Consider the following 23176-nt stretch of genomic DNA (forward strand, 5'->3'; position numbering starts at 1 on the left):
GGAGCGAGTAACTCCCATTCGTGGTCGGTAAGTTCATGACGACGTATCACACCCACCATGATCCATCACGAAGTGATCTTTGAAGACGGACCCTAAGAGAGCCGAAGACTGCCCGGCGGCGGGCGTAGTCGATGGGCGAACCATGGTCGTCCAGGTGGTCGGCGAGCAGCGTGAGGACACGGAGGACCCCCGTGCAGTCGGAGCGGCTGGTGAGGGTAGCAAGCAGGTCGGAGACGGCGTGGGCGATCACGGTGCCGCCCAGCGCGCGGATGGCAGCAGTGATCGATGTCGGGCTGCCGACCATCAGACAGGCGACGGAAAGGAGCTCCGCCGCACGAGCCTTGGTCGGCAGCCCGCCTGGGGTGTAAGGGGTAAGCCTGAGCGCCCAGGCCGGCCAGAGTCCGACAGGCATTGCCTTGGCGCGGGTGGTGGTGTCGCAAGGAGGCTTGACGACGCCGGTGGGCGTGCGATGACGAAGCCGGGCGAGGGGCAGCAGGTGGTGCTCGCGGCTGCAGCGCAAGGCAGCGGTCAGGGCGGGTGACAGGCCCCCTCCCCAGTGGGTGTAGCTGGCGGGGTATGGCGCGCGGCCGGATGCAGCGACACGGTCGGTGAGCCATCGTGCGGCGTCGCCCACGGCCCGCACGTCGCCTGCCTGGAGGATCCGCATGGCAGCGGTGACCCCGACAGCGATGGCAGCGGCGTCCGTAGGGGCGTAGGTGCTGTGACGATCGGCTCGCTGGCTGCGGCGTTGTGAGCGCGGGACGGGGGTGGCTCGGTAGTTGTCGAGTCGGTTGGCGACCTCAGGCGGGCACCAGGGACTGATGTCGCGGCGGATGCTGTAGTTGAGAACCATGCTGGCCAGTGCCTTGACGTCGCTGAGCAGCTGGAACACGGATGGCGCCGTCTCGCCGTAGAGCGGCATCGAGGTGTCGGGAGGGCTGGTGTGCAGCAGCGCGTCCATGAACTGCTGGGCTCTCTCCAGCAGACCGTCCGGTTCGATCGGCAGCACGGTGGTAGCGGCGTAGGAGTGGTGGCACCACCGGTCACGGGAAGCGGTCCTCGGTGCTGGTGCAGGGCAGAGCCCGGGACGTGGCACCCTGGCCAACTGGTGGCACCGCGACCGGGGGCTGCGGTCGCATTCTGGGCAACGGTCGGCCAGCAGTACGTGGTGACGAGTGCAGGCAAAGGACCAGGTCAGCCGCCAGGCCGCAGGCCAGCGACTACCTGATTCGACCAAGCATGCCGGACAGTAACGCGAACCTCGGGGCCCTGACCACAGCGTCTGAGGACGGCCGATGCGGCGCACGGGGTCGATGACCAGGGCTTGGCCATCCCAACGTTGCAGGGTCATGGAGATGATCTGCTCGGCGTCGGTGCCGGTGGCGGCGGCGATCTGTTCGGCTTCACCGGGCCCCAGCATCATCGCCCAGCGCGGAAGTCCGTACGCCGAGGCGCTCAGACCGACGGCGGTGAGGACGTTGGCAAAGGGGGTGCTCATGCGGGTGGCCAGGGCTTCCAGCCAGGAGTCGAGAGCCTCTGCGGGTAGCGGTGCGAGCCGGATAGGCAGAGTCCGGACGGTATCGGTCATGCGGCTCCGTGCCGACGTGATCGCGGTCGACTGGTCAGCCGCCGCTTTTCCAGAGCTGCTTCAAGTTCGAGGCGGGCTGCCTCGGACGCCTCGTCGTTCCGGACGCGGTCCAGCAGGTCACGGCTGAGCCGCTCGGCACCGGTGCGCACGGCCCGCTGACAGCCGCGGTTGATCAGCGTCATGAGAGAGCCGATGTGCCCGGTGCTGCGGGCGAAGAGGTAGTCGGACAGTTCGTCGGCCAGCATCCCGGAGTGCTTGTCGGCCAGGACGACACGTTGTTCGAGGGCCAGCAGCATCGCCCGCCATTCCCGCCGCCCCTCCTCCGATTCGATCGTGAAGGGGCGCATCCCCAGGCGAGTGGTGCGGCGCCCGGTCTGTGCCAGTGCCGCATCCCGGCGAGCGTCGCCCTCGCTGAACAGACCCTTGTCCGCCAGGCCGACGCCGATTAGCAACAGCGTGACGGGGAACTCGTTCGCGATCCACTTCAGGTGGTTGCTGACCTCGATGCCGTTCTTCTCGTTCCACTTCAGAAAGTGCAGGTCATCGAGCGCCAGCAGCTTCACCTCGCAGGACAGCACGCAGTCCAGGGCCCACTGGCCGAGCTGTGTGGTGGTGCCCCGGTTCCGGCCGGGGTGCCCGAAGAATTCCAGGATGGATCTGTTGAGGTCCTTCATGCCGGTGTTCCCGGTCAGTCCGACGCGGCAGACCGGCCACCGCTCGTTCCCCTGATCGGTGTACTGGCCCTTCTCTGCGACTTCCCGGCGGTGGAACTCGCGGGCGAACGCAAGCACCGAGGTGGTCTTGCCTAGCCCAGGGAAGGCGTCGACAGCCACCGCCCCCTTGGCCTTGTCCCCGTCTTGTAGGTTGCTGTCGGCGATGTCCCACAAGCCCTCGTGCAGTTCCGCCAGTTGCGGAGTCCTGATCGGTCCGATGTTCGCGTGCCAGCCCCGTCGGAGCATGTCGTATTCGCCTCGCGCTTCAGCGCTCAGCGCTCCCAGCTGCACTCGCGTGAGCCCTTCGGGCTGTGTGCGGCGCGGGGCCTCGGCGTAGGCCCTGAAGTCTTCCTTCCGTGACAGCGCCACATTGCCCAGGTTCAACACAGCGGCTGTGCTCACGCATCCTCCAGCGCCTCGGCGTAGAAGCCGTCTTCGTTCTCCGGGTCGTCCAAGTCGGCGTTGTCGTCATCGCCCGCCTCGGCCACCGGCTCGTTGACGTTGACCTCGAACTCCGTCGAGGCTTCCCGATCGCCCAGGGCCTGTTGGACGGAGAGACGGGACACGGGCGTCTCCGCGTCGGTCTCCGGAAGGTCGATGGCGGCCTGCTCGCGGGAGAGCCTCAGAGCCATGCGACGTTCCGCCAGCGTGGTCCCGAGCCCGAGGTTCCAGCGTTCCAGCAGGTCAGCGACAGCGAGCCGGTCGTCGGGATACCGGTATTTCGCTGCCGCCAGTTTGCGGGCGAAGGCCAGCGCGTCCTCGCTCAGCGGCATCCGCGCGGACGGCGCGTGTTCCCAGGTCAGCGCGCGCCAGATCCGGCTGGCCGGGTCGCGGAAGTAGATCCGGGACACATCGTCCGGATCTACCTGGAAAGGCCACCCGTTCTTCACCCGCCCCTGATAGGGACTGCGCGTGCCGGGTTCAGGCAGACCCGCTCCGCCGTAACGGCGGCCGCCGATCTCGACGCCGTAGTGCTGGATCGTGCGCCACTTGGTGGGCAGAGAAACTCAAACGCCAGGTCCCGGTCCCGGGGGACGTCGATGTATCCGGCCCGCGCCAAGCCGTGCTCGAACATCTTCGCCGGCGACATGCGCAGCCCAGGCAGACCCGGGTCGACCAGGCTGGCGTGCGGTCGGCAGTGGTAGACCGCCGCAGTCCACTGCCGAATGATCGCCTCCAGCTCATTCAGGAAGAAGAACGCGTCATCCTCCGGGCACTCGCCGCGGGAGTGGATGTCAGGACCCTTGTAACCGGGCAGCGTCTCCAGCAGCCCTTCGCGCAGCGTGCGGAAATAGCGCTCCACCGGCCCCTTGTCCCGGCCCGTGCGCAGCCGCGCGGGCTGGATCGAGATCCCCATCCGGCGACAGACACTGGTCAGGTGCTCGGAGACGTAGACCTTGCCATGATCGACCACTAATGTTTCCGGCACCAGCGGTGGCGAGGCCAGCCCCGGACCGGTAGCCCCCTCGACGTCGACCAGGACCGTGCGCGGGATCCCGTGCTCGGGCCAGACCGCATGCCGCGGCCACTCCCTCCCCGCTGACCGCGGCCGAAAGCACTGGTAGAGCACCGCGCTCACATCCACCGCCTTGGTAGACACCGGGGTGACCCGGATCCCGGTGACACAGCGCGTGTACCAGTCCATCGCAATCGTGAGCTCGGCCTGCACCCACCTCAGCGTCAGCGGGTCGAACGCGAACACGTCCAGCCGCGTGGTGTCCATCATGAGGTACTCACCCGGCCGCGTCGGCCGCAGCTTCCCGTAGGGACCGCCTGGCCGCTTGGCGATGTCCCGGTTCCGCTTCGTACTGAGCCGGAACAGCGGATGCCTCCGCTCCAGCTCCGCCAAGATCCGAAACGCAGTCGCCCGGCTCGGCTGTACCACCACATCCGGACCGAACCTGGCGATCACCCGGGCCCGTGTTCGCTCGATCACCAGCGTCCGCGACGGCCGCGACTCCCCGGTGAACTCCGTCATCACCTCCAACGCGGTCTCCGCCCACCGCTGATCGGCTGCCGCCGCCGCGCTTCCGGCGAGCCTTTTCCGGGGGGCCAGCCCCGCCTCTCCATGCTCACGGAACGCGGCAACCCATCGCCTCACCGATCGAGTCGTGACTCCGAGTTCCGCAGCCTTCGCCGCGTACTTGACCTCCAGCGGCTTGTCCAGCGCGTACTCACGGCGCGGCTCCCCCGCACGCCCCAGCTCCGAACAACCAGCGCGATATCCCGTCAGAACCTCGCGGACATGCTCAGCCCGTTCCAGAACCTTCTGCCGCTCGCCTTCGTGCAGTTGCCCCAGGACCACCGAGGCGATCTCATCGACATCGCCGGCCGACGGCCCGGACTGCTCCGGAATCACGTCCGCGCGGTCAGAGAACAGCAGTTCCTTCAGCGACAGCCGCCGGAGACGCCCGCGGCCGTCCTTCAGAACGACCTCACTGCCCGCCATCGTCGTGACCAGCTCGACCACCTCGACGGTCTCTCCGTCATAGCGGAAGCGCGTACCAACCCCTACCCGGGCCCAGGCGCCGCTCACGCCGCCCTCCTCAACACCCCTGCGGGGCTCAACGGCTGGGTAAGGTCGGTACGCAGATCATGAGCCCACAGAAGGTGGTGGATCGCGGCCCGCACAGTGGGCTCAGGCAGATCAGAAAGGCACCGGACCGCCCTCCCCAACGCGCCCCCTTCAAGATCGACGCGGCGCACCTCGTCCAGCAGCTCCGGAGCAAACAGCCACTGCCTCCGATAGCCAGCCAGGAAGCGGATATTCTCCAGTTCCGCTTCGGGCGGCTCACTCCACACCTCATACCGCCACCCCCGCGACTCCACCGCCTGCCGGGTCCACGCGAAGGTAAAGGCCACCACTGGTGCAGACAGACGTCGACGCGGTTTGACATCCACCACCACCGGGCCGTGCTCCGTAATCAGGAAGTAGTCCGGGATGTGCTTGCGGACCTCCCCGCCCACCACGGCCTTCAGCAAGAACGGCTGGGCCACGATGCCCCGTACCGAGGGATCGAAGTCGGCGAACAGCAGCCGAGCCAGCTCCAGGCGCGACTCGTAGATCACATGGTCCCGCATCGTCGCAGACCAGTAGGTCCCCGAGTAATGCCTCTGCCCCCTGTACCAGCGAAACGTCCGCCACGGTGTAGCGGAGCACAACAGATCGATGGAAGCGATCGACCACGCCCGGTCGTCAACGACCTCATCGTCTCGAAGACGATCACTGACCGTTACAGCAGAACCGTCCATGGCGTACCCCCAGCCCGGGCTATTACTGGCGAGCCACGCTGCCAGGAAGCCGACTCGGCTCAGTCCGCCTTAGGCTGGGATCACTGCAACGAGTGAATGGACTGACCAGCCGTTCTCAGAATCGTGTCCGATCTGCCACCGGGCGGCCATCGACTGTGAGATTAGGACACGGATCTTGAGACCCTACAGCTGGACGGCCCCAGGGGACGGAGGAGGTGCCCCATGCCGCGCACTGTCTGGTCCGGAGCCGTGTCGTTCGGTCTCGTCACTTCTCTGAACTGCTGAGGTTTCGACGTCGGCACCCGGGTTGAGTAGTTGACGTACAGGGCGTACTGGCCAAGCCATCCGTGCGGGCCCCCGACCCGTCCCGGCAAGGGGCTCGCACGGAGCCAGCATCAGCTCGGTTGGTCGCCGGTGTAACGGTAGATGTCGCCGGCGCTGTTGACGTGCCACACGGTGCCGTCGACGCCCGCGCCGATATCGGTGGCCACGCCGGGGATCTTGATCCACGGGTTGGTGCCGCTGGTGTCGTTGTTGGTGTAGCGGTAGATGCTTCCGGCAGGGTCGATACCCCACACGTTCGTCCGGGAGCCCACCGCGATGCGCTTGAGGCTGCCGGGGACGCTCTTCCACGTGGTCGAGCTGTCCTGGTCCCCGATGTATCGGTAGATCTGGTTGCCGCTGTTGACGCACCACACGGTGCCGTCGGCGCCCGCGCCGATGTCGGTGGCGACGCCAGAGATCTTGATCCACGGGTTGGCGTCGTAGTTGGTGTACCGGTAGATGGCCCCGGCGGAGTCCACCCCCCACACGTTCGTCCGGGAGCCCGCGTCGATGCGGACCAGGCTCCCGTTGATGCCCACCCAGTTGGTGGTCCCCTGGTCTCCGGTGTATCGGTAGATCTGGTTGCCGCTGTTGACTCCCCACACGGTGCCGTCTGCCGCGGCACCGATGTCGCTCAATCCCCCGGGGATGTTGATCCACGGGTTGGCGTCGTAGTTGGTGTACCGGTAGATGGCGCTCGCCGCGTTCACACCCCACACCGTCGTCCTAGACCCCACCGAGATGGCACTGAGACCGCCCGCGACCTTCACCCAGTCCGCCATGCCGAGCACACCCTTTCTCGAATCCGGTAGTAGCCGTCATCCTTCGCAATGAGATGAGCTGATAAGCCAGGAGAACGCCAGTCCTGATCTCAAATAAGCCAGTAAGTGGGTGTTTCAACTCCTATCTCCTTGTGGGGCGGAGGCAGGAACTCCTCGGGAGGCAGTACTTTGGCGCGAAGCGTTGTCCCACCCTGGGGGGATCGACACGAGCGCCGGTTCATGCCTCCCACCAGGTCGCCCCTGCCGGCCGGGGGTGGACGGGGGCGGCGCGGGAGACCGAGAGACGGCAGGAGCGAGCGTTCAGCGGATACAGCGCTCACACAGGTTCCCGGGCCGGCATGCCGGGCATCACCGGCCCTGTCCGGGAAGCCGTGTCGATCTGGCTGACCTTGCCGCCAGAGCCCGTCGCTTTCGAGCGAGAACAGGTTCTGCGAGCCGATCCGGGGGTCGGCGGGGTTCGGCGGGCGGTTGTTGATCTTGTTCACGCAGGACCCCGTTGGTGAGAGTTGGGTGCGAGGACCGTGAGGCGCAGGCGTATGCCGAGGGTCTCGCCAGTCATCTTCCTCGGAGTATCAGCGCAGCGAGGATCAGCGGGGTTGTACCGCATGGCGCCGGCGGTCAGGTGCCGGTGCGGTGACGGGCGGTGTGTCCGCGCGGGGATCTCGTCAGGCGGTTTTGACGACGGTGCCGCCGTTTTCGAGCGCGGCCACTTCGTCGGTGGATGCCGTGGTGTCGGTGACGAGGGTGTGCAGTTGTGTGGAGGGGCCGACGTGGGCGTAGGCGGTGCGGCCGAGTTTGCTGCCGTCCGCGGCGACGATGACGCGGCACGCGGAGGCGATGCTCGCCTTCTTCACCGCCGCGTCGTCGAGGTCGTAGGCGGTCAGGCCCTCCGCCGCGCTCAGGCCGCAGCAGCCGATGACCGCGGTGTCGAAGCGCAGGGCCGCCAGGGAGGCGAGGGTGAGGGGGCCGGTCAGGGCTCCCTCGGCAGCGCGGGGCTGTCCGCCGGGCACCATCAGCGTGGTCGGACCCGGGGCGTCGCCGAGTAGGTGGATGGCCTGGAGCGAGAGGGGCATCACGGTGACCGGTCGTTGACGCAGCAGGCGGGCGACCTCCAGGCAGGTGGTGCCGCTGTCCAGCAGGACGGTCTCGCCGTCGGCGATGAGCGAGGACACCTCGGCCGCGATCCGGAGCTTGGCGTCGACGGCCTCACGGGCGCGCAGTGCGAAGGGCGGCTCCTCCCCCCGGAGCAGCAGGGTGCGTGCCCCACCGCGGACGCGTTCGAGAACGCCTTGCGCGGCCAGGGTGTCGAGGTCGCGCCGGATGGTCATCTCCGAGGCGCCGGTCAGCTCGGCGAGCGCCTGAACCGTGACACTGCCCGCCTCCCTGACGGTCTGCGCGATCAGCCCGTGACGGTCTGCGTTGCTCATACCGCGATTGAACACCACCCCAAAACGAACAAGCAAACCGTTCGCTTGCACGGGTTTCCAAACACAAAATATGTTCGTTACGGTGGTCGGCATGGACCGCTCGCTTCGATCCACCCGTGTGGCGACCTTCGCCTACTTCGTCTTGTGCGGCACCCTGATGGGCACCTGGGTGGCGCACATCCCCGCCGTCGAGGAGCGCGTGGGCATCAGCCACTCGACGCCGGGGAGCCTGCTGGTGCTGCTGGGTCTCGGGGCCTTCACCGGTATGCAGGTCACCGGCCGTCCGGCCGACCGTCTCGGGGCGGGCGTCGTACTCCCTGTCGCCGACGTGCCGTCCAGCACAGCTGTGGTGCCGCCCGGCCTGCCCCGGAACCCGCGGATACCGGCGGGTGCCCTGCCGGCCTCCGGCTTCTGCAACGGTCCGCTCGACGTGAGCATGAACGCCCACGCCGTGCATGTGGAGAAGGCATACGACCGGCCCGTCATGTCGGCCTTCCACGCCATGTTCTCCGCCGGCGGTGTCATCGCCTCACTCGTCGGAGCGGGCGCCGCGAACGCCGGCCCGAGCCGGCCGCGGGCATGGGCGCCGTGGGACTGGCGGGCGTCGTGACGGCACTGGTGTCGGCACGCGGCCTGCTGCCGACCGCGATGACGCCTGCCACCACCACCGCCGAGGGCGAGGGGGCACAGTCCGGGAAGCGACGCAGCGCCCCCGGACGTATCCGCGTCCTCGCCGCCCTGGCCGCCCTGGCCGCCACGGTCATGCTGAGCGAGGGAGCCGCCAACGGCTGGAGCGCTGTGCACCTGAAGGACATCCTCGGCGGACCCGCCGGCACCGGCGCCGTCGGATACGGCGCCTACGCTGCGGCGACCACCGGACCGCTGCTCGCCGACCGCGTCTCCGACCGGTCCGGGCCCATGGCCGTCCTGCGCTACGGCACGGTCACCGCCGCCGTCGGGATCACGATCGTGGCCGTCTCACCGTGGATATGGGCCGCGTTCGCGGGCTGGGCGCTGTGCGGCCCGGGGCTGTCCGGCCGCGTCCCCCAGCTGTTCAGCACGGCCGGACGCGCCGCCCCCTCCGCCGCCGGCGCCAACATCTCCCGCGTCGCCGGACGCGGCTGCCTCGGAATGTTCTCCGGCCCCGCCGTCATCGGCCGGCCGACGCATCTCGTAGCAATGAACCACGCCTTGCTGCTGCTGACCCTGCTGTGCGCCGGCGCCGCCGCGGCCGCCGGACTCCTGCGTACCGCGTCCGGCCACACCCGCGAGGCGGCACGCGGCAGCCACTGACCGCCTGTGCGGCGCGCCCCTGACGCCCGTGCCGCACAGGCCCCCTCCACACCCCCGCCGGTCGCCGGACCAGCAGGGGAGAACCCACCGCCACCAGAAGGAGCCGTCGATGCCCGAGACAGACGCCACCCCCGCCCGCGGCCGTGTCGGTGTCCTGCTCCCCCGCGACCTGCCCGTCCGGGATGTGCTGCCCTACGCACGGCGAGCCGAAGAGCTGGGCTTCGACCAGGTGTGGGTGGTGGAGGACCTTGGCTGGCGCGGCGGACTGGCCCAGGCCGGCCCCGTCCTCGCCAGCACGGCAAGCATCACCGTCGGAATCGGCATCATGCCCGCCGGCGCCCGCAACGTGTGCTTCGCGGCGATGGAACTGGCCACCCTCGCCCAGCTCTACCCCGGCCGGCTGATCACCGGCATCGGCCACGGCATGCCCGACTGGATGCGCCAGGCCGGAGCCTGGCCCGCCAGCCCCCTGACGCTGATCAAGGAGTACACGACCGCGCTGCGCCTGCTCATGCGCGGCGAGCCCGGCCCGGCAGGCGGCCGCTACGTGCACTGCGAAGGCGTCCTCCTCACCGAGACCCCCGACATCGTTCCCCCGGTCATCCTCGGCGTACGCGGCCCGAAATCACAGGCAGCCGCAGGCGAGGTGGCCGACGGGCTCCTCCTGGCCGAGCCCGCGGCCCCCGCCTACATCGCCGCCTCACGACGACACCTGGGCAGCGCTCGTGACCCCAGCGGCCTCGAAGTCGTCACCTACGACGCCGCCGCCGTCGACGACAACGCGGACGCCGCTCTCGCCCGCGTCCGCGACGGCCTGGCTGCCGTCGGGGAGCCGGACTGGGCCGCCCACATCGACCCCCTGCCGTTCGCCGCGCAACTGCGCGAACACCGCGCCGCCTGCGCCGACGCCCAGCAATTCGCCCAGACCATGCCCGCCGCCTGGGTCCGCCAACTGAGCATCGCCGGCACCCCCGGCCAGGCACGCGAAGCGATCGCAGCCCGCCACGCAGCAGGCGCGACCAGCGTCGTCCTCGCTCCCACCGGCCCCGACGCCCTGACATCCCTCGCCTCGCTCGCCCGCGCCCTGGCCCCCCGCCCCTGAACCGAAACCACTGGGAACCGGAGAAACCCACCACCATGTCGACCCACCGACGCATCGTCCTGTTCGACCTCTTCGGGGTCATCGCCCGCCACCAACGCCCAGGCGCCCTGGCGCAGATGGCCGCCCGCTGCAACACACCCGCAGACGCCTTCGCCGAGGCGTACTGGGCCTGCCGTCCGCCCTACGACGCCGGGCAGTGGTCCGCGCCCGAGTACTGGACGGCCGTACTGCGGTGGCTGTCACGCTCCGCCGACGCCGACTCGATCGAGGAACTACGGCTCGCCGACATCCGCAGTTGGTCACGCGTCGACAAGCGCATGGTCGCCTACGTGCGGTCCCTGCGCGAGGTCACCGAGGTCGCCCTGCTGTCCAACATTCCCGCAGACCACGCGGACGCCTTCCTCGCCACACAACCCTGGCTGGGAAAGCTGGACCACGCCGCCTTCTCCGGAAAGATCCACGCAGCAAAACCGGACCCAGCAGCGTTCCACCACTGCATCGTCGCCATGCAGGCCGCCCCCGCCGACTTCCTCTTCGTCGACGACCGCGAAGAGAACGTACGCGCAGCACAGGCCACCGGTATGAACGGACACATCTTCACCCGACCCGACGAACTGACACCAGTCATCGACACCTGGCTACCGACCCGACGACTAACACCGCCCAGGTAGGGCCTAGGGACAGCCATGCGGGGAGCCCGGGGCAGCAACGCCCCCGGCCCGGCCCCGCACGACTGGAAGGCTGTAGGGGATGGTGCAGGGCCAGGTGAAGAGCCTGACCTTCTACGTGTGGTGTCTCGGGACTCGGGACTTGGTTACGCGAGGTCCTCGAAGGTGAGCTGTTACGGATGTCCGCGAGTGGTTCGGGCGGCTGGTCGAAGACGATTCGGTAGTTGCTCCCGACGGTCCGGCTGATGGGCGGCTGGCCGCCGGGCGCGGCGGGCCGGTGCCGGGACTGGTGCGTTTGGAGGCGCGATGGAGGCGCGGGCGGGCTCGGTGCCGACGCCGTGCATCCGCCAGCTGCCGCCGGTAGGGATGCGCCCTGAGTTTCTTGACGTCGACGTGGACCAGGTCGCCGCCCCGGTCGTGCTCGTAGTAGCGGATGGCCTCGCGCAGCTGCTGGCCGGTCGGGCGGGTCGAGGTCCCGGAGGCGGTTGAGTCCTCGCCTCACCAGGGTGCGGTGGACGGTCGCGGGCGCGCGTGTGACGCCGTGCAGCCGCTGTAGGCCGGCGGCGAGCCGGGCCGGCCCGTGCGTGGTCTGCCGCCGCATCGCCTCCACCGGGTCGGCGACGTCCTCGGGGGGTGCGGGTGGTGCTGGCGGCGGGATCTGGGTGGTGTGTAGTTGCATATGCCGTAGCGGCATGTGGTGTCGTCGAGGGCACCACAGTACGAAAGGCCCTGTCTGCGATGTACCCCTCCGTCACGCCTCCCCGCGAGGTCAAGATCGGTGATGCCGCCGCCTTCGCCGGGACCACCCCGCGCGCCATTCGCCACTACCACCAGATCGGTCTGCTGCCGGAGCCTGAGCGAGGCGGAGACGGACGCCGCCGCTACGGCTACGACGACATGATCCGCCTGCTCTGGATCCGCAAGATGTCCGAGGCCGGCATCAGCCTGGACGACATGCGGGCCGCCTTCGACGAAGCCCGGGACATCGAGGGCGTCCTGGGCCGGCTGGAGGAGACCCTGGCCGCCCAGGAGGCCGACATCAAGCGTCAGCGCGCGGCAGTCCAGCGCCTGCGGGTCGTGGGCAGCCCACTGGGCCTGCTCTCCCCATTGGTCACCGACCGGCTCAGCCACCTGCCTTCTGACGCACTGCGCCCCTCCGACCTGGACGCCCTGCTGGTCACGGAACGGATCCTCGGGCCGCTGGGAGCCGCGATTCAGGCCAGCGTGTTCATCACCCTGGCCACCCACCCCGACCTACGGGCCGAGGCAGACCGCCTCGACGCGGCCGACGCCGCCCTCGATGACACCGTCGACCCCCACGACCCGCAGGTCGAGGAACTCGCCGCGCAGCACTGCGCCCACCACAAGGCCCTGCTCCAGGCCGTTGAAGCGGCCGGACTGGACGCGGACGAGGAGAAGCTCTTCGAGATCTACGACGCCGAGGCGAGCGGCGAGGAGGACGTCCAGATGAGCGCCTTCGAAGCGGTCACCAAGATGCCCTACGGCTTCTCCGCCGCCCGGACACGGTGCATGGAACTCACGGCACAGCTCCTTGACGCGGACCTCTCCGCAGGCAGCTGATCGCTGGTGCGGCCGTGCGTGAGGATCCCGGATCGGCCACTGACACGAAGCCGGCGTCTCGACGTCTCGACACGGCCCCCACACTCCACGAGCGGGAGACCCAAGCCGACGACCCGGGCCACGCCCCTTTGAAACTCCCCACTTCCTTGAACACCAGAGCGAGTGATGCGAGGAGCATCCCTGGCCGTTTTCAGGGCTCTGTCCGCAATTTCGTGAAAGTCATGGCTGGGTGTGGGTGGCCAGTTCCGATTCCCCGCTCGCGGCAGTTGGTGGGGGACTATCTGGCCGCGAATAGGACAGAGGGCGACACCGAGTGGCGGAAGCCGACTATTGGCCTGGGCGAGCGGTCCATTCGTGCCACCTGCCGGCGAGGACGATGTCAGTGAGCCTGTGGTAGCCCGCGCTGCCTGGGTGGGCACCGTCGCCGGCCAGTGCTTCCCTCGTCCAGGCAGGGTCACAGGCAAGGGCCTGGGTCGTGGCGATGAACGGGACGTGCCGCGAACGGCAGAGAGCGGCCATCTCCTCGGCCAGTTGCGAGGTCCGTCGCAGATGGCCTTCACCTGCGTCGACGACGGGCGGGGGACCTACGACCAGCGCACCGATCGCCCGCTGCCTGCACCCGTCGAGGAGCGAGGTCAGGTTGCCCACACAGCGGGAGGGGGCAACGCGGACCTTGCCTTCCTCCTCAACCATGTCGTTGCTACCGAAGGAAACGACCAGCCGATTGTCGGCATCGGGCAGGGTGCGCGGTGCGACCTCCTGCCAACAACGACGCAGCACATCCTCGGAGGTGTTGCGCCGGATCCCGAGATTGAAAGCTGTGACATCACCGCAGGTGGCCTGGAGCACCCGGCCAACCCAGCCCCGGTGCTCCGGGTCACCGATGCCCTGGACAAAGGAGTCGCCGATGAAACACATCCGTAGATCCCTGCTCATCCGGTCAACTCTACGGCTTGGCCCGATGGCGGTGAGCGCCAAGACGGAGGAAATGCGCGCCAGGTGCCCACGCCACGGCCGCGGTCATTGAGCGGCCGTAGCATCGCTGGCAACTGAATGGCCGTCCTCGCCGGGGTGCTGGGGGTTGAGGAACATCGGCATCTCCTGGGTCTGCGTACTTGTTTCCGAATCCCGGAAACGGCGCCGGTCAGGGCTCTACGAAGGCGGTCCGGGGCTTGTTCCTACGGAGGAACAAGGTTTTGATCAAGGACTGGGCGTCTCGTCACAGCTTCTCTGAGCTGCTGCGGTGTCTCACAAGCTGGCGTCGGTGGCGGTCGACCGGCCTGGTTCACGGCTCGGAATCGCGGTTGCCGACCAGATCACTCCGTTAGGGGCAGGCACTCGGCGAGCAGGTCGACGACATCGCGCCAGGCTCGCTGCGCGTGCCGTGGGTGGTAGCCGACGCCGGAGAGCACGGGCTGGTCGACCGGCGGGTGGTGGAAGGCGTGCAAGGCGCCGCCGTAGACCACCAGGCGCCAGTCGACGCCCGCGGCCTGCATCTCGGCCGCGAACGCGTCCCGTTGCGCGGGCGGCATGATCGGGTCTTCCGACCCGACCCCGGCCCACACTGGACAACGGATGCGCGCCGCCTCGCCCGGCCGGCCCGTGGTCAGTGCGTTGACTGTCCCGATCGTGCGCAGGTTGACGCCGTCGCGCCCGAGTTCCAGCCCGACGGCGCCCCCGGTGCCGTAGCCGACGGCGGCGATCCGGTCGGGGTCGGCCCGCGGTTCGGCGCGCAACACGTCGAGCGCCGCGTGGCCGATGCCCCGCATCCGGTCATGGTCGGCGAGCAGCGGCAGGCAACGGGCCAGCATCTCCTCGGGGTCGCTCAGATAGCGCCCGCCGTGGAGGTCGAAGGCCAGCGCTACGTATCCCAGCTCGGCGAGCGCATCGGCCCGGCGGCGCTCGACATCGCTGAGCCCCGGGCCCTCCGGTCCGAGCAGCACCGCGGGCCCGCGGTCGACGCCGGCCGGCAGCGCGAGGTGCCCAATCATCGTCAAGCCGTCGGCCGGGTACTCCACCGTGCGCGTTGTAACCGTCGTCATGAGACTGGACTGTAGTGATCGCCGAGCACGGTCGGGCCGGTGTTCTGCCGCTGGCAGAACAGCGCGGCGAGCTCCCGCGAGTGCAGAGCTGGGGCGAACCCGACTGAGCGACATGACCGAGCGGGAGGAAAAGAACAGCGTGGCGATCGCCTCGAACGAGTCGTTCGGAGGCTGGACCAAGACCTTCACCGATCCTCGTCGCTGCGCGGCGATCGTCGACCGCCTCACCTTCAACGGGGCGATCATCGAGACCGGCACCCAGTTCTACCGCCTCGCTCACACCAAGGCTCAGCAACAGCTCAAGGCAGTCCGCTGACCCTGCTGTCCACGCTGGAACAAGATCACCGCTCTCGCTCGGCCCATTCACGCACGGTGGGCAACCGCTTCATGCGGGCTGCGATGTCCGTCTTCGCCGTCGCGTCCAATGTCTCCGGCAGCCCCTGGAAGGTGGCGGGCGAGACATCGAGCAGGCTCAACACCTCCTCGCCCGTCCGAACCGTGAGCAACAACTCGCACCGCCACTGCGGTGACACTTCCGGCCGATGGCTGAGCCAATGCTCCATCGCCGGGAACAGATAGTGCACCGCCGCCGCCTCGGTATGCTCCCGCAGCCAATCGGCCGGGAGCCGCTGGCTGAAGCCCAACCGCGCGGCCTCCTCCTCCAGCATCAGGAGCCGATCGGTGTCGACAGCCCGGATCGTCCGCGGCGGCACTCCAGTCATGCCGCGATCATGCCACCAGGCGCCGATGGTGGGGTCACCTCTCGCCGACAGCCGGGGCCACTTCAAGCCGTCACACAGGCCCAAATGATCTCCGCGTGGGGCCATTTCAGACCGTCCGAGTGGGGCCGAATCCAACCGTCACGGCCACCGGAGGGACGCCGGGACAGAGCACCGAGGATCCGTTCCCGCGGTTCTACGTCGGCCATGTCCAGCAAGCAGCCGCGACCGAGGGCTGGGAGCTTGCGGGAACCAGCTCCCGGCGCCACCTGGAGGCGGTCGGGCTGACCGCCTCCAGGTGGCGCCGGGTGGCTCGGCAGCCGATTACCGCCCCGCACCGCCGGCGCACGGTGTCACGCCTGGCGTGCGATCAATGTGCCGACTCGCTCTCCTTCACTCGCGCCGGCGCCGGTGAACCCGGCTCCTGGAACGGCCTCCAGCAGTTCCCGGGTGTACTCGTGCCGAGGCGAGCGGAGCACCTCCTCGACCGGGCCCGTCTCGACCACGACGCCGCCCCGCATCACCGTGACGTCGTCGGCGATCAGGCGTACGACACCGAGGTCGTGGGTCACGAACACGTAGCTGAGCCCGAACTCGGCCTGTAGATCGACCAGCAGCTGGAGGATCTGTGCCTGGACCGACACATCGAGCGCGCTCACGGCCTCGTCGAGCACCAGGATCCCGGGGTTGAGCGCGAGCGCCCGCGCGATCGCGACCCGCTGCCGCTGACCGCCCGAGAGCTCGCTGGGGAGCCGGTGCAGATGGCTCTCGTCCAGTGCCACCGCCCTGAGCAACTCGACTACTCGGGCCGCCCGTTCCTGTTTGCCGGTCGCCAGTTTGAAGGCCCGCAGCGGCTCGGCGACGAGCTTGCCGACCGTGAACCGCGGATCGAGCGAGGTGAACGGGTTCTGGAAGACGAACTGTAGGTCCCGGCGGATCTCCCGCAGTTGTCCGCGGCCGAGGCCGGTCAGTTTCCGGTCGCCGATGTGCACCGTGCCGCTGTCGGCGGCGGTGAACTGGACCAGGATGCTCGCCAGCGTCGACTTGCCCGCGCCGGACTCACCGACGATCGCGTGCGTGGTGCCCCTGCGCACGACCAGGTCGGCGCCGTCCAGTGCCCGCAATTGCCGCTGCTGACCCCGGCCGCCGCGCAGGTGATAGCTCTTGGTGAGTGCGCGCGCCCGCAAGACCGGCGGACTGCCGGTGGGGACCGTCCGCGGGCCTGACGCCGGCTCGAGCCGGCCTGCCTGCCGCGCGGGGGCCGCGTCGAGCAGTCGGCGAGTGTAGTCGTGGGTGGTGTTCTCCAGCACCTGGCGCACCGGGCCCTCCTCCACGATCCGGCCGTCCTGCATGACCAGGATCCGGTCGGAGCGGTCCAGTGCGACGCCGAGGTCGTGGGTGATCAGGAGGATGCCGATGCCGAGTTCCTCGCGCAGCCGCACCAGGTGGTCGAGGATCACTTTCTGGACGGTGACGTCGAGCGCGCTGGTCGGTTCGTCGGCCACGATGATCTTCGGCTCGCCCGCCAGCGCGATCGCGATGAGCGCGCGCTGCTTCATGCCGCCGCTGAGCTCGTGGGCGTACTGGTGGAAGACCCGCTCGGCGTCCCCCAGGCCCGCGGTGCGCAGGCTCTCCAGCGCGGCTTCCCTGTGCTGTGCCGCGGTGCGGGCCTCCGGCGCGTTGAACCGGACCGCCTCGATCACCTGCTGCCCGATCTTCTTGACCGGGTTGAGCGAGGTATTGGGGTCCTGGGGGATGAAGCCCACGTAGTTGCCCCGCACCCGTGCCATGCGCTGGTCGCTCCAGTCGGTGACGTCGACACCGGAGTACGCGATCGAGCCGGCCCGGATTCGCGCGACGGGCGGAAGCAGGCCGAGCGCGCCCTGGACCAGGGTGGTCTTGCCCGATCCGGACTCCCCCACGAGCGAGACGAACTCGCCCGGGTCCACCTGGAGATCCGCGCCGCGGACGGCCGGTGTCCACCGGCGGCGCCCCGTCCGGTAGTCGATCGCGAGGTCGGCGATTCGCAGCAGCGGATCCGGCTTCCCCTCGGGCACGTCCGTCATCGGCGGTGTTCCTTCCGGTACGAGGTGCTGATGCGGTGGGTGGCTACAACGACGAGCGCGAGCACCAGGCCGGGCATGATCGAGGGCCATGGGTGGGTCGCGACGTAGTCGCGGCCCTCGGCCACCAGCAGGCCCCACTCGGGCTGCGGCGGCGGTGCGCCGTAGCCGAGGAAGCCGAGCGAGGCGACCGCGAGCACAGCCGTTCCGACCTCGAGCGCGGCCAGCGCGATCACCGAGTTGAGCGAGTTGGGCACGACGTGCCGGAGCAGCACGGCCGGCCGGCCGCCCCCGAGGCCGTATGCCGCCTTGACGTAGTCCTGGTTCACGACGGTGAGCACCTCGGCTCTCATCACCCGCGCGAACGACGCGATGGAGGAGATGCCGACCGCCAGGGCGATGTTCTGCGTGGAGTAGCCCAGGACCGAGACCACCACCATCGCGAGCAGCAGGCTGGGGATCGCCAGGAACACATCGACCAGTCGCATGACGGCGATGTCGACGATCCCTCCGCTGAAGCCGGCGATCAGCCCGACGACCGTGCCGATGGCGAAGGCGATGAGGACGGCCAGCAGGGTCGCGGTCAGGGTGGTGTGCGCGCCGTACACGGTGCGGGCGAACAGGTCCCGGCCCAACCGGTCGGTGCCGAACCAGTGCTCCGCGCTCGGTGGTGCGAAGCTCGCGGCGCTGTCGCCGTTATAGGGGCTGTGGGAGGTGAACAGCCGGGGGGCGACGGCCCAGCCGATCACGACCAGCACAGTGATCCACGAGGCCACCAGGACCGGCTGTTGCGCGAGTTCACCGAGGCGTCTGAGCGAGGCGCGGCCGGAGCCGGGCCGGGCGGATCCGGACAGGGCGGGCGCGGCGAGGGTGTCCGGTTCGACGGTCATCACATTCCTCCCCAGGCCGCCCGGGGTGAGCCGACGGTGAGCGTGGCCCGCAGTCGCGGATCCAGCAGCGGGTAGATCAGGTCGACGATCAGGTTGATCACCGCGAAGCTGGCCGCCACGAGCACGACGACCCCCTGCACCAGCGGGACGTCCAGCGTGTTGATCGCGGCCTGGGTCATCCGGCCGATGCCCTGACGGGCGAAGACGGTCTCGGTGATGACCGACCCGGCGATCAGGTTGCCGAAGGTGATGCCGGCGATGGTGAGCGCCGGCAGGCTGGCGTTGCGGAAGACGTCGCGGACGACGATGACGCCGCGGGTGGCCCCCTTCGCCCAGCTCGTCGTGACGTAGCCGGAGCGGAACTCGGTGGCGAAGCTGCGGACGAGGAGCTGCGCGATCGGCCCCGACACGGGGATGGCCAGTGTGATGACGGGCAGCACGAGGCTGTTCGCGCCGCGGTCGCCGAAGGCCGGGAACCAGCCCAGCTGGAACGAGAAGACCTGGAGCATGAGAATGCCGGAGAGGAAGACCGGCACCGAGACCGCGCCCGACGGCAGCGCCTCGACCAGGTTGCGCACCCAGGCCCGGCGGGTCGAGGTCGCGATGAGCGCGATCGCGAAGGCGATGAGCAGGGCCAGCACGAGAGCGCCGGACGCGAGGACGAAGGTGCTCGGCAGCACGTCGAGGATCGTTGCGGTGACCGAGCGGCCCGACTGTACGGAGTTGCCGAAGTCGCCGGTCAGCGCGTGTCCCAGTCGGAGGATGTACTGCAAGAGCACCGGTTTGTTGAAGCCGTAGCTCTCCGCCGCCTGCTCGCGGACCTCCGGTGTGACGGTGTTGAGCTCGGCGGGGTCGAAGAGCAGATCCACCGGGTTGGCCGGCAGGACGAACAGCAGCACGAAGGTCAGGGTGAACGCGGCCCAGACCACGAACAGGGCCCGTCCGACCTTCAGCGCGAGGTAGCGCAGCACGAAGATCCTTCCATCAGGGAGTGCGAGTGGTCGCCGCACCCCTCGGGTGACGGCGACCACGGGACGTCACTTCCCGTTGCCCTTCCAGGCGTTCACGAAGTGGTTGCGGGACTGGGCGTCGAAGATGATCCCGTGGACGTACTTCGCCTGGGCGATCACCTGCGAGGGGTTGTAGACCGGGCTCACCAGCGCATACTTATCCAGCAGGAGGTCCTGCGCCGCCTTGGCGTACTGCTTGCGCTCGGCCGGGTCCAGGGTGAGCTCCAGCCTGCCCAGGGTCTTCGTGACCTCGTCGACGTCGACGCCAGTCGAATCCTCGCCCAGGTAGGAGCCGTTGCCGAGCAGCGGGCTGTACTGGAGGTTGAGGACCGCCGGGTCGTTGCGCGAGCGATTGGCCGCGGTGATGTTCCAGTCGGTCTTCGCCTTGGCCACGTTGGCCGAGTAGTCCGGGATCGGGACGACGGTGAGTTGCAGGTCGATGCCGAGCTTCTTCAGGTCCTGCTGGATCGACTCGTAGGCCGGCTTGTTCACCACCAGGTTGTTGATGCCCAGCAGCTTGACCACGAGCTTCTTTCCGTCCTTCACCCGGATCCCGTCCGGGCCCCGCTTCCAGCCGGCCTTCTCGAGGAGCTGCTCGGCCTTCTTCGGGTCGTGCGTCAGGACCGAGCCGCTGTAGTCCGCGTATCCGGAGACCGACGGCCCGAGGACCGAGGTCGCCACCGAGTAGGAGTCGGTGAGCACCGTCTTCTTGAGCGCCTCCCGGTTCCAGCCGAGCTGGATCGCCTTGCGCACCGCGATGTCATTGGTCGGAAACAACCGGGAGTTGAAGTTGAAGAAGATGGAGGTGCCGGACACCGCCCGGTGAATGATCTCGAAGCCCTGGTCGGCCAGTGACTTCTCATCCGTGGTGCCCACGTCGAGCGTGGCGTCGATCGCGCCGGACCCCAGCGAACCAGTCCGGACGCTGGCCTCCGGGATCGTGCTGAACACGATCTTGTTCAGGTACGCCTCGCCTTGGTGCTTGAGGGCCGGCGGGGACCAGTTGTAGCCCTTGCGCTTGACCAGGACGGTACTGACCTGCGCCTTCCACGACTGGTACACGAACGGGCCGGTGCCGATCACCTTCTTCGGATCCGTCCGCTGCTCGGCGCTCAGCTTCAGCGTCGAGAGCGACAGGAAGCCGGGCTGGGCGTTCGCGGTGAAGGACGATGCCTGGAGGAAGCTCGCGAGGGGCTTCTTGAAGCGGATGATGGCGGTGTGCTTGTCGGGGGTGCGCGTCTCGATGTAACCGGGCAGCAGGGTGGCGCCGTTGGGCAGGATGCCGAGCTTCCGGTCGCCGTGCACGTACTGATCGAAGTTGGCCTTGACCACCGCGGAGTCGAACGGCGTGCCGTCGCTGAAGGTGACATCCGTGCGCAGGTGGAACGTGAACTCGGTCAGGTTCTTGTTGTACTCCCACGACTTCGCCAGCCATGGCGTCATCTCGCCGGTGTCCGGGTCCTGCCAGGTCAGCTTGTCGGTGATGTTGTTGCCGATGAGCGACTCGGCGTAGTTGGTACCCCATTGCGGGTCCGGGCTGCGCTGGTAGTCGATCAGCGCGAACTGCAATGTGCCGCCGTGGACGGGCTTGCCGTCACCGGTGGCCTGGGCACCGGAGCCGCCACCGCGGGTGAGGGCGAACCCGCTCACGGCGATGAGGAGGACGGCGACGATGCCGGCGCCCCATGGCCACTTCTTGCGTCTGGGCGCGGCGCGTTCGATGGAACTGCGAAGGTCGGACACCATTTTTCCTCGTGACGAATGGACGGGTGACAGCGGGCTCGGCGTGGGGGGGGTGACGTTGGCTCACGAGTCCTGGAGGGGGCGCCGGCCGAGCAGCGGCGCGACCTCCTGGGCGGAGGTGGCGAGCAGGCGGAGGTGCTCGTCGTACTCGGGGACACCGGGGACGAAACTGACGAGCAGATCGGTGACGTGGGCAAGGGACGCGGCGCGTCGACGCGCCCGCGGCCGGGGTCGACCGTGGGTGCGGTGGGATGTGGGATGGCGTGGGTCTTCCGCCGGTTGCGGCGGAACGGATCACGACAGGTGCGTCCGCGTGGGGCCGGTGGTCAGCACACCGTCCGCTGCGACGCTGTCGTTCAGGGGAGAAGTACCGCCGGCCGGTCCGCCAGAACCATGGCCGCGTTGGTACTCAAGACGGGGCGGACGATCGAAGACCGACAGTCCGGGGTGTGGATCACGCCACGCGGGTCGTCAACACCGCGCGCTGGAAACCCTGAGCAGGTCGACACAGCGCTCGCTGGTCAGCAGAGGGTCCAGGAGGCTCATGGGGACTGAGTCTGTAGTGGACCGGTATTCCTTGTCAAGCATTGTCTTGGATTGCGAACACCCGTGCCTGCCTGGGGTGTTGGGCCTGAAGAACGCGTTCGGCGGCCCCATGCGGCTCACCCGTCCGCTCGGTGCTGATGGCGCATGAGCGGCACCAGGGCGACGGCGGCGACAGCGGTGACCGAGCCCAGCAGGATCAGGAACCGCCAGTTCTCCAGCCACGCGGCAACCAGCGGCGTCCCCGCGCGAGCGAATGCCATGGGCACCGCGGTGATGGCCATGATGCTCGCGAACCGCGTGACCCCGAAGGTGCCGGCCACGACCGACGGCCGAGCGACCACGCTGATCCCATAGCCGAGCCCGAAGGCCATGATGCACAGCACCGTGGGCAGGATGGCAGCGTCGGCGAGTGGCAGCAGGAGCAGCCCCAGGGCTTGCGCGGCGAAGGAGAACGTCGTGACGGGCAGCATGCCGAATCGCGCCGACAGGGGTGCCAGCGCCAGGCGCGAGGTGAGCTGTAGGACACCGACGGCAAGCGGCAGTGTCGAGGCCGTATGCGCGCTGAAGCCGACGTTCTGGAAGTAGGTCACCATCATGACCAGGAAGCCGGATGTGGTGCCGGCCTGAGCCACGAATGAGACCAGCAGCAGCCAGAATCGCGCCGTCCTGATCGCGTCGCCCAGCCGGAACCCGGTGCGCTTGGTGATCCGGCTGTGGTGGGTGTCGCGCCCCGGTACGGCCCACAGGTGCGCGGGGATGACGATGAGCATCATGGCGACCGCCAGCACCTGGAGTGTGCTGCGCCACCCGAGCCCGCCCTGGAGCCACCCGATGAGCGGATAGAAGAAGCTCGTCAGGAAACCCGTGATCATGGTGATGGTCACGATGGCGCCGTCGCGGCGGTCCTTCGCTGTGGCGACCACCACGACGGCGAACGCGGCATCGTAGGTCGACATGGCCAGAGCCAGGCCGATGAGCACAAACGCCGCGTACAGTTCGGGCAACCCGGTTGACCACGACCACAGGAAGACGCCCAGCACGCCGCTCGCGGAGCCGGCAGTCATCAGAGCCCGTCCGCCGTACCGGTCCAGGACTCGCCCCACCGGGTAGGCCGCGAAGGCGCCGATGAGCGTGGAGATGGTCGAGGCCACCGTGACCGCGGTGCGCGAGCTGTGCAGGTCGTGGGAGATCGGAATCATGAGCACCGAGAAGCCCTGCGTCAGACACCCGTAGCCCAGGGTCTGAGTGATCGCGAAGATGACCACCAGCCGCCGGCCGTCCGAGGTGTCGGGACGGAGAGCGTGCCGCTGGGCCTCGCGGGCCGTGCGCACGTTCATCCGGGCATCAGCATCTGAGCAGCTCCTCCGGCCATGGCGAACAGGGACGCGACCACGTGGTTTCACCGGTCCTCAAGGTCGGTGACACAGCCGCCC

Annotated in this window: 18 protein-coding genes and 2 pseudogenes; 5 read left to right on the forward strand and 15 right to left on the reverse strand. The window is 68.7% G+C overall.

What is annotated here, in order from left to right; all coding sequences use genetic code 11:
- Positions 1-46 precede the first annotated feature (46 nt).
- The 7 genes from AB0E24_RS40870 to AB0E24_RS40900 all read right to left on the reverse strand — a co-directional run bounded on the left by AB0E24_RS40870 (position 47) and on the right by AB0E24_RS40900 (position 8086).
- Complete coding sequence (locus AB0E24_RS40870; protein ID WP_359384733.1) at positions 47-1588, reverse strand: TniQ family protein; 1542 nt, start codon at positions 1586-1588, stop codon at positions 47-49.
- Positions 1585-2703, reverse strand: a complete 1119-nt coding sequence (locus AB0E24_RS40875; protein WP_359384735.1) for an AAA family ATPase — start codon at positions 2701-2703, stop codon at positions 1585-1587. The genes AB0E24_RS40870 and AB0E24_RS40875 overlap by 4 nt, the downstream gene beginning before the upstream one ends.
- The gene (locus AB0E24_RS40880; protein ID WP_359384737.1) at positions 2700-3191 is read right to left on the reverse strand and encodes a hypothetical protein; all 492 of its coding nucleotides are present in this window, start codon (positions 3189-3191) and stop codon (positions 2700-2702) included. The genes AB0E24_RS40875 and AB0E24_RS40880 overlap by 4 nt, the downstream gene beginning before the upstream one ends.
- Entirely contained in the window at positions 3188-4837 is a 1650-nt protein-coding gene (locus AB0E24_RS40885; RefSeq protein WP_359384739.1) for a TnsB C-terminal domain-containing protein, read from the reverse strand. Before AB0E24_RS40885 ends, AB0E24_RS40880 begins: the two co-directional genes overlap by 4 nt.
- Complete coding sequence (locus tag AB0E24_RS40890) at positions 4834-5463, reverse strand: TnsA-like heteromeric transposase endonuclease subunit (RefSeq protein ID WP_359384844.1); 630 nt, start codon at positions 5461-5463, stop codon at positions 4834-4836. The genes AB0E24_RS40885 and AB0E24_RS40890 overlap by 4 nt, the downstream gene beginning before the upstream one ends.
- A gap of 485 nt (positions 5464-5948) precedes the next feature.
- Positions 5949-6659 carry a tectonin domain-containing protein gene (locus tag AB0E24_RS40895; RefSeq protein WP_359384741.1) on the reverse strand — a complete coding sequence of 237 codons (711 nt, stop codon included), beginning with the start codon at positions 6657-6659 and terminating at the stop codon, positions 5949-5951.
- 665 nt (positions 6660-7324) lie between these two features.
- Entirely contained in the window at positions 7325-8086 is a 762-nt protein-coding gene (locus AB0E24_RS40900) for a DeoR/GlpR family DNA-binding transcription regulator (protein WP_359384743.1), read from the reverse strand.
- Between the two features lie 70 nt (positions 8087-8156).
- Here AB0E24_RS40900 and AB0E24_RS40905 point away from each other — a divergent pair.
- The 4 genes and pseudogenes from AB0E24_RS40905 to AB0E24_RS40920 all read left to right on the forward strand — a co-directional run bounded on the left by AB0E24_RS40905 (position 8157) and on the right by AB0E24_RS40920 (position 12730).
- Positions 8157-9379: pseudogene (locus AB0E24_RS40905) on the forward strand (MFS transporter).
- Between the two features lie 109 nt (positions 9380-9488).
- Positions 9489-10481, forward strand: a complete 993-nt coding sequence (locus tag AB0E24_RS40910) for an LLM class flavin-dependent oxidoreductase (RefSeq protein WP_359384745.1) — start codon at positions 9489-9491, stop codon at positions 10479-10481.
- A gap of 35 nt (positions 10482-10516) precedes the next feature.
- Positions 10517-11152, forward strand: a complete 636-nt coding sequence (locus AB0E24_RS40915) for an HAD family hydrolase (protein ID WP_359384747.1) — start codon at positions 10517-10519, stop codon at positions 11150-11152.
- Between the two features lie 735 nt (positions 11153-11887).
- Positions 11888-12730, forward strand: a complete 843-nt coding sequence (locus tag AB0E24_RS40920; RefSeq protein ID WP_359384749.1) for a MerR family transcriptional regulator — start codon at positions 11888-11890, stop codon at positions 12728-12730.
- Between the two features lie 327 nt (positions 12731-13057).
- Here AB0E24_RS40920 and AB0E24_RS40925 read toward each other — a convergent pair whose 3' ends face one another.
- Both AB0E24_RS40925 and AB0E24_RS40930 read right to left on the reverse strand, forming a co-directional pair.
- The gene (locus AB0E24_RS40925; protein ID WP_100804609.1) at positions 13058-13666 is read right to left on the reverse strand and encodes a GDSL-type esterase/lipase family protein; all 609 of its coding nucleotides are present in this window, start codon (positions 13664-13666) and stop codon (positions 13058-13060) included.
- A 380-nt stretch (positions 13667-14046) separates the two neighbouring features.
- The gene (locus AB0E24_RS40930; protein ID WP_359384751.1) at positions 14047-14772 is read right to left on the reverse strand and encodes a dienelactone hydrolase family protein; all 726 of its coding nucleotides are present in this window, start codon (positions 14770-14772) and stop codon (positions 14047-14049) included.
- Between the two features lie 112 nt (positions 14773-14884).
- On the opposite strand from AB0E24_RS40930, the pseudogene AB0E24_RS40935 reads away from it, so the two are divergent.
- Positions 14885-15088, forward strand: a pseudogene (locus AB0E24_RS40935) (ATP-binding protein); the annotation flags it as partial.
- A 25-nt stretch (positions 15089-15113) separates the two neighbouring features.
- Here the strand turns inward: AB0E24_RS40935 and AB0E24_RS40940 are convergent.
- The 6 genes from AB0E24_RS40940 to AB0E24_RS40965 form a co-directional block, all read right to left on the reverse strand.
- Positions 15114-15494 (reverse strand): hypothetical protein, encoded by a 381-nt coding sequence (locus AB0E24_RS40940; RefSeq protein ID WP_359384753.1) that lies wholly within the window; start codon positions 15492-15494, stop codon positions 15114-15116.
- A 350-nt stretch (positions 15495-15844) separates the two neighbouring features.
- Positions 15845-17557, reverse strand: a complete 1713-nt coding sequence (locus tag AB0E24_RS40945) for a dipeptide ABC transporter ATP-binding protein (protein WP_359384755.1) — start codon at positions 17555-17557, stop codon at positions 15845-15847.
- On the reverse strand, positions 17554-18444 hold the full coding sequence (locus AB0E24_RS40950) for an ABC transporter permease (protein WP_069872048.1): 891 nt from the start codon (positions 18442-18444) through the stop codon (positions 17554-17556). The genes AB0E24_RS40945 and AB0E24_RS40950 overlap by 4 nt, the downstream gene beginning before the upstream one ends.
- Complete coding sequence (locus AB0E24_RS40955; RefSeq protein ID WP_347236892.1) at positions 18444-19415, reverse strand: ABC transporter permease; 972 nt, start codon at positions 19413-19415, stop codon at positions 18444-18446. The genes AB0E24_RS40950 and AB0E24_RS40955 overlap by 1 nt, the downstream gene beginning before the upstream one ends.
- Positions 19416-19481: 66 nt before the next feature.
- The gene (locus AB0E24_RS40960; protein ID WP_359384760.1) at positions 19482-21200 is read right to left on the reverse strand and encodes an ABC transporter substrate-binding protein; all 1719 of its coding nucleotides are present in this window, start codon (positions 21198-21200) and stop codon (positions 19482-19484) included.
- A 659-nt stretch (positions 21201-21859) separates the two neighbouring features.
- Entirely contained in the window at positions 21860-23080 is a 1221-nt protein-coding gene (locus tag AB0E24_RS40965) for an MFS transporter (RefSeq protein WP_359384762.1), read from the reverse strand.
- Positions 23081-23176: the final 96 nt, after the last annotated feature.

The organism is Streptomyces malaysiensis subsp. malaysiensis, from assembly GCF_040653035.1.
Lineage (GTDB): Bacteria > Actinomycetota > Actinomycetes > Streptomycetales > Streptomycetaceae > Streptomyces > Streptomyces malaysiensis.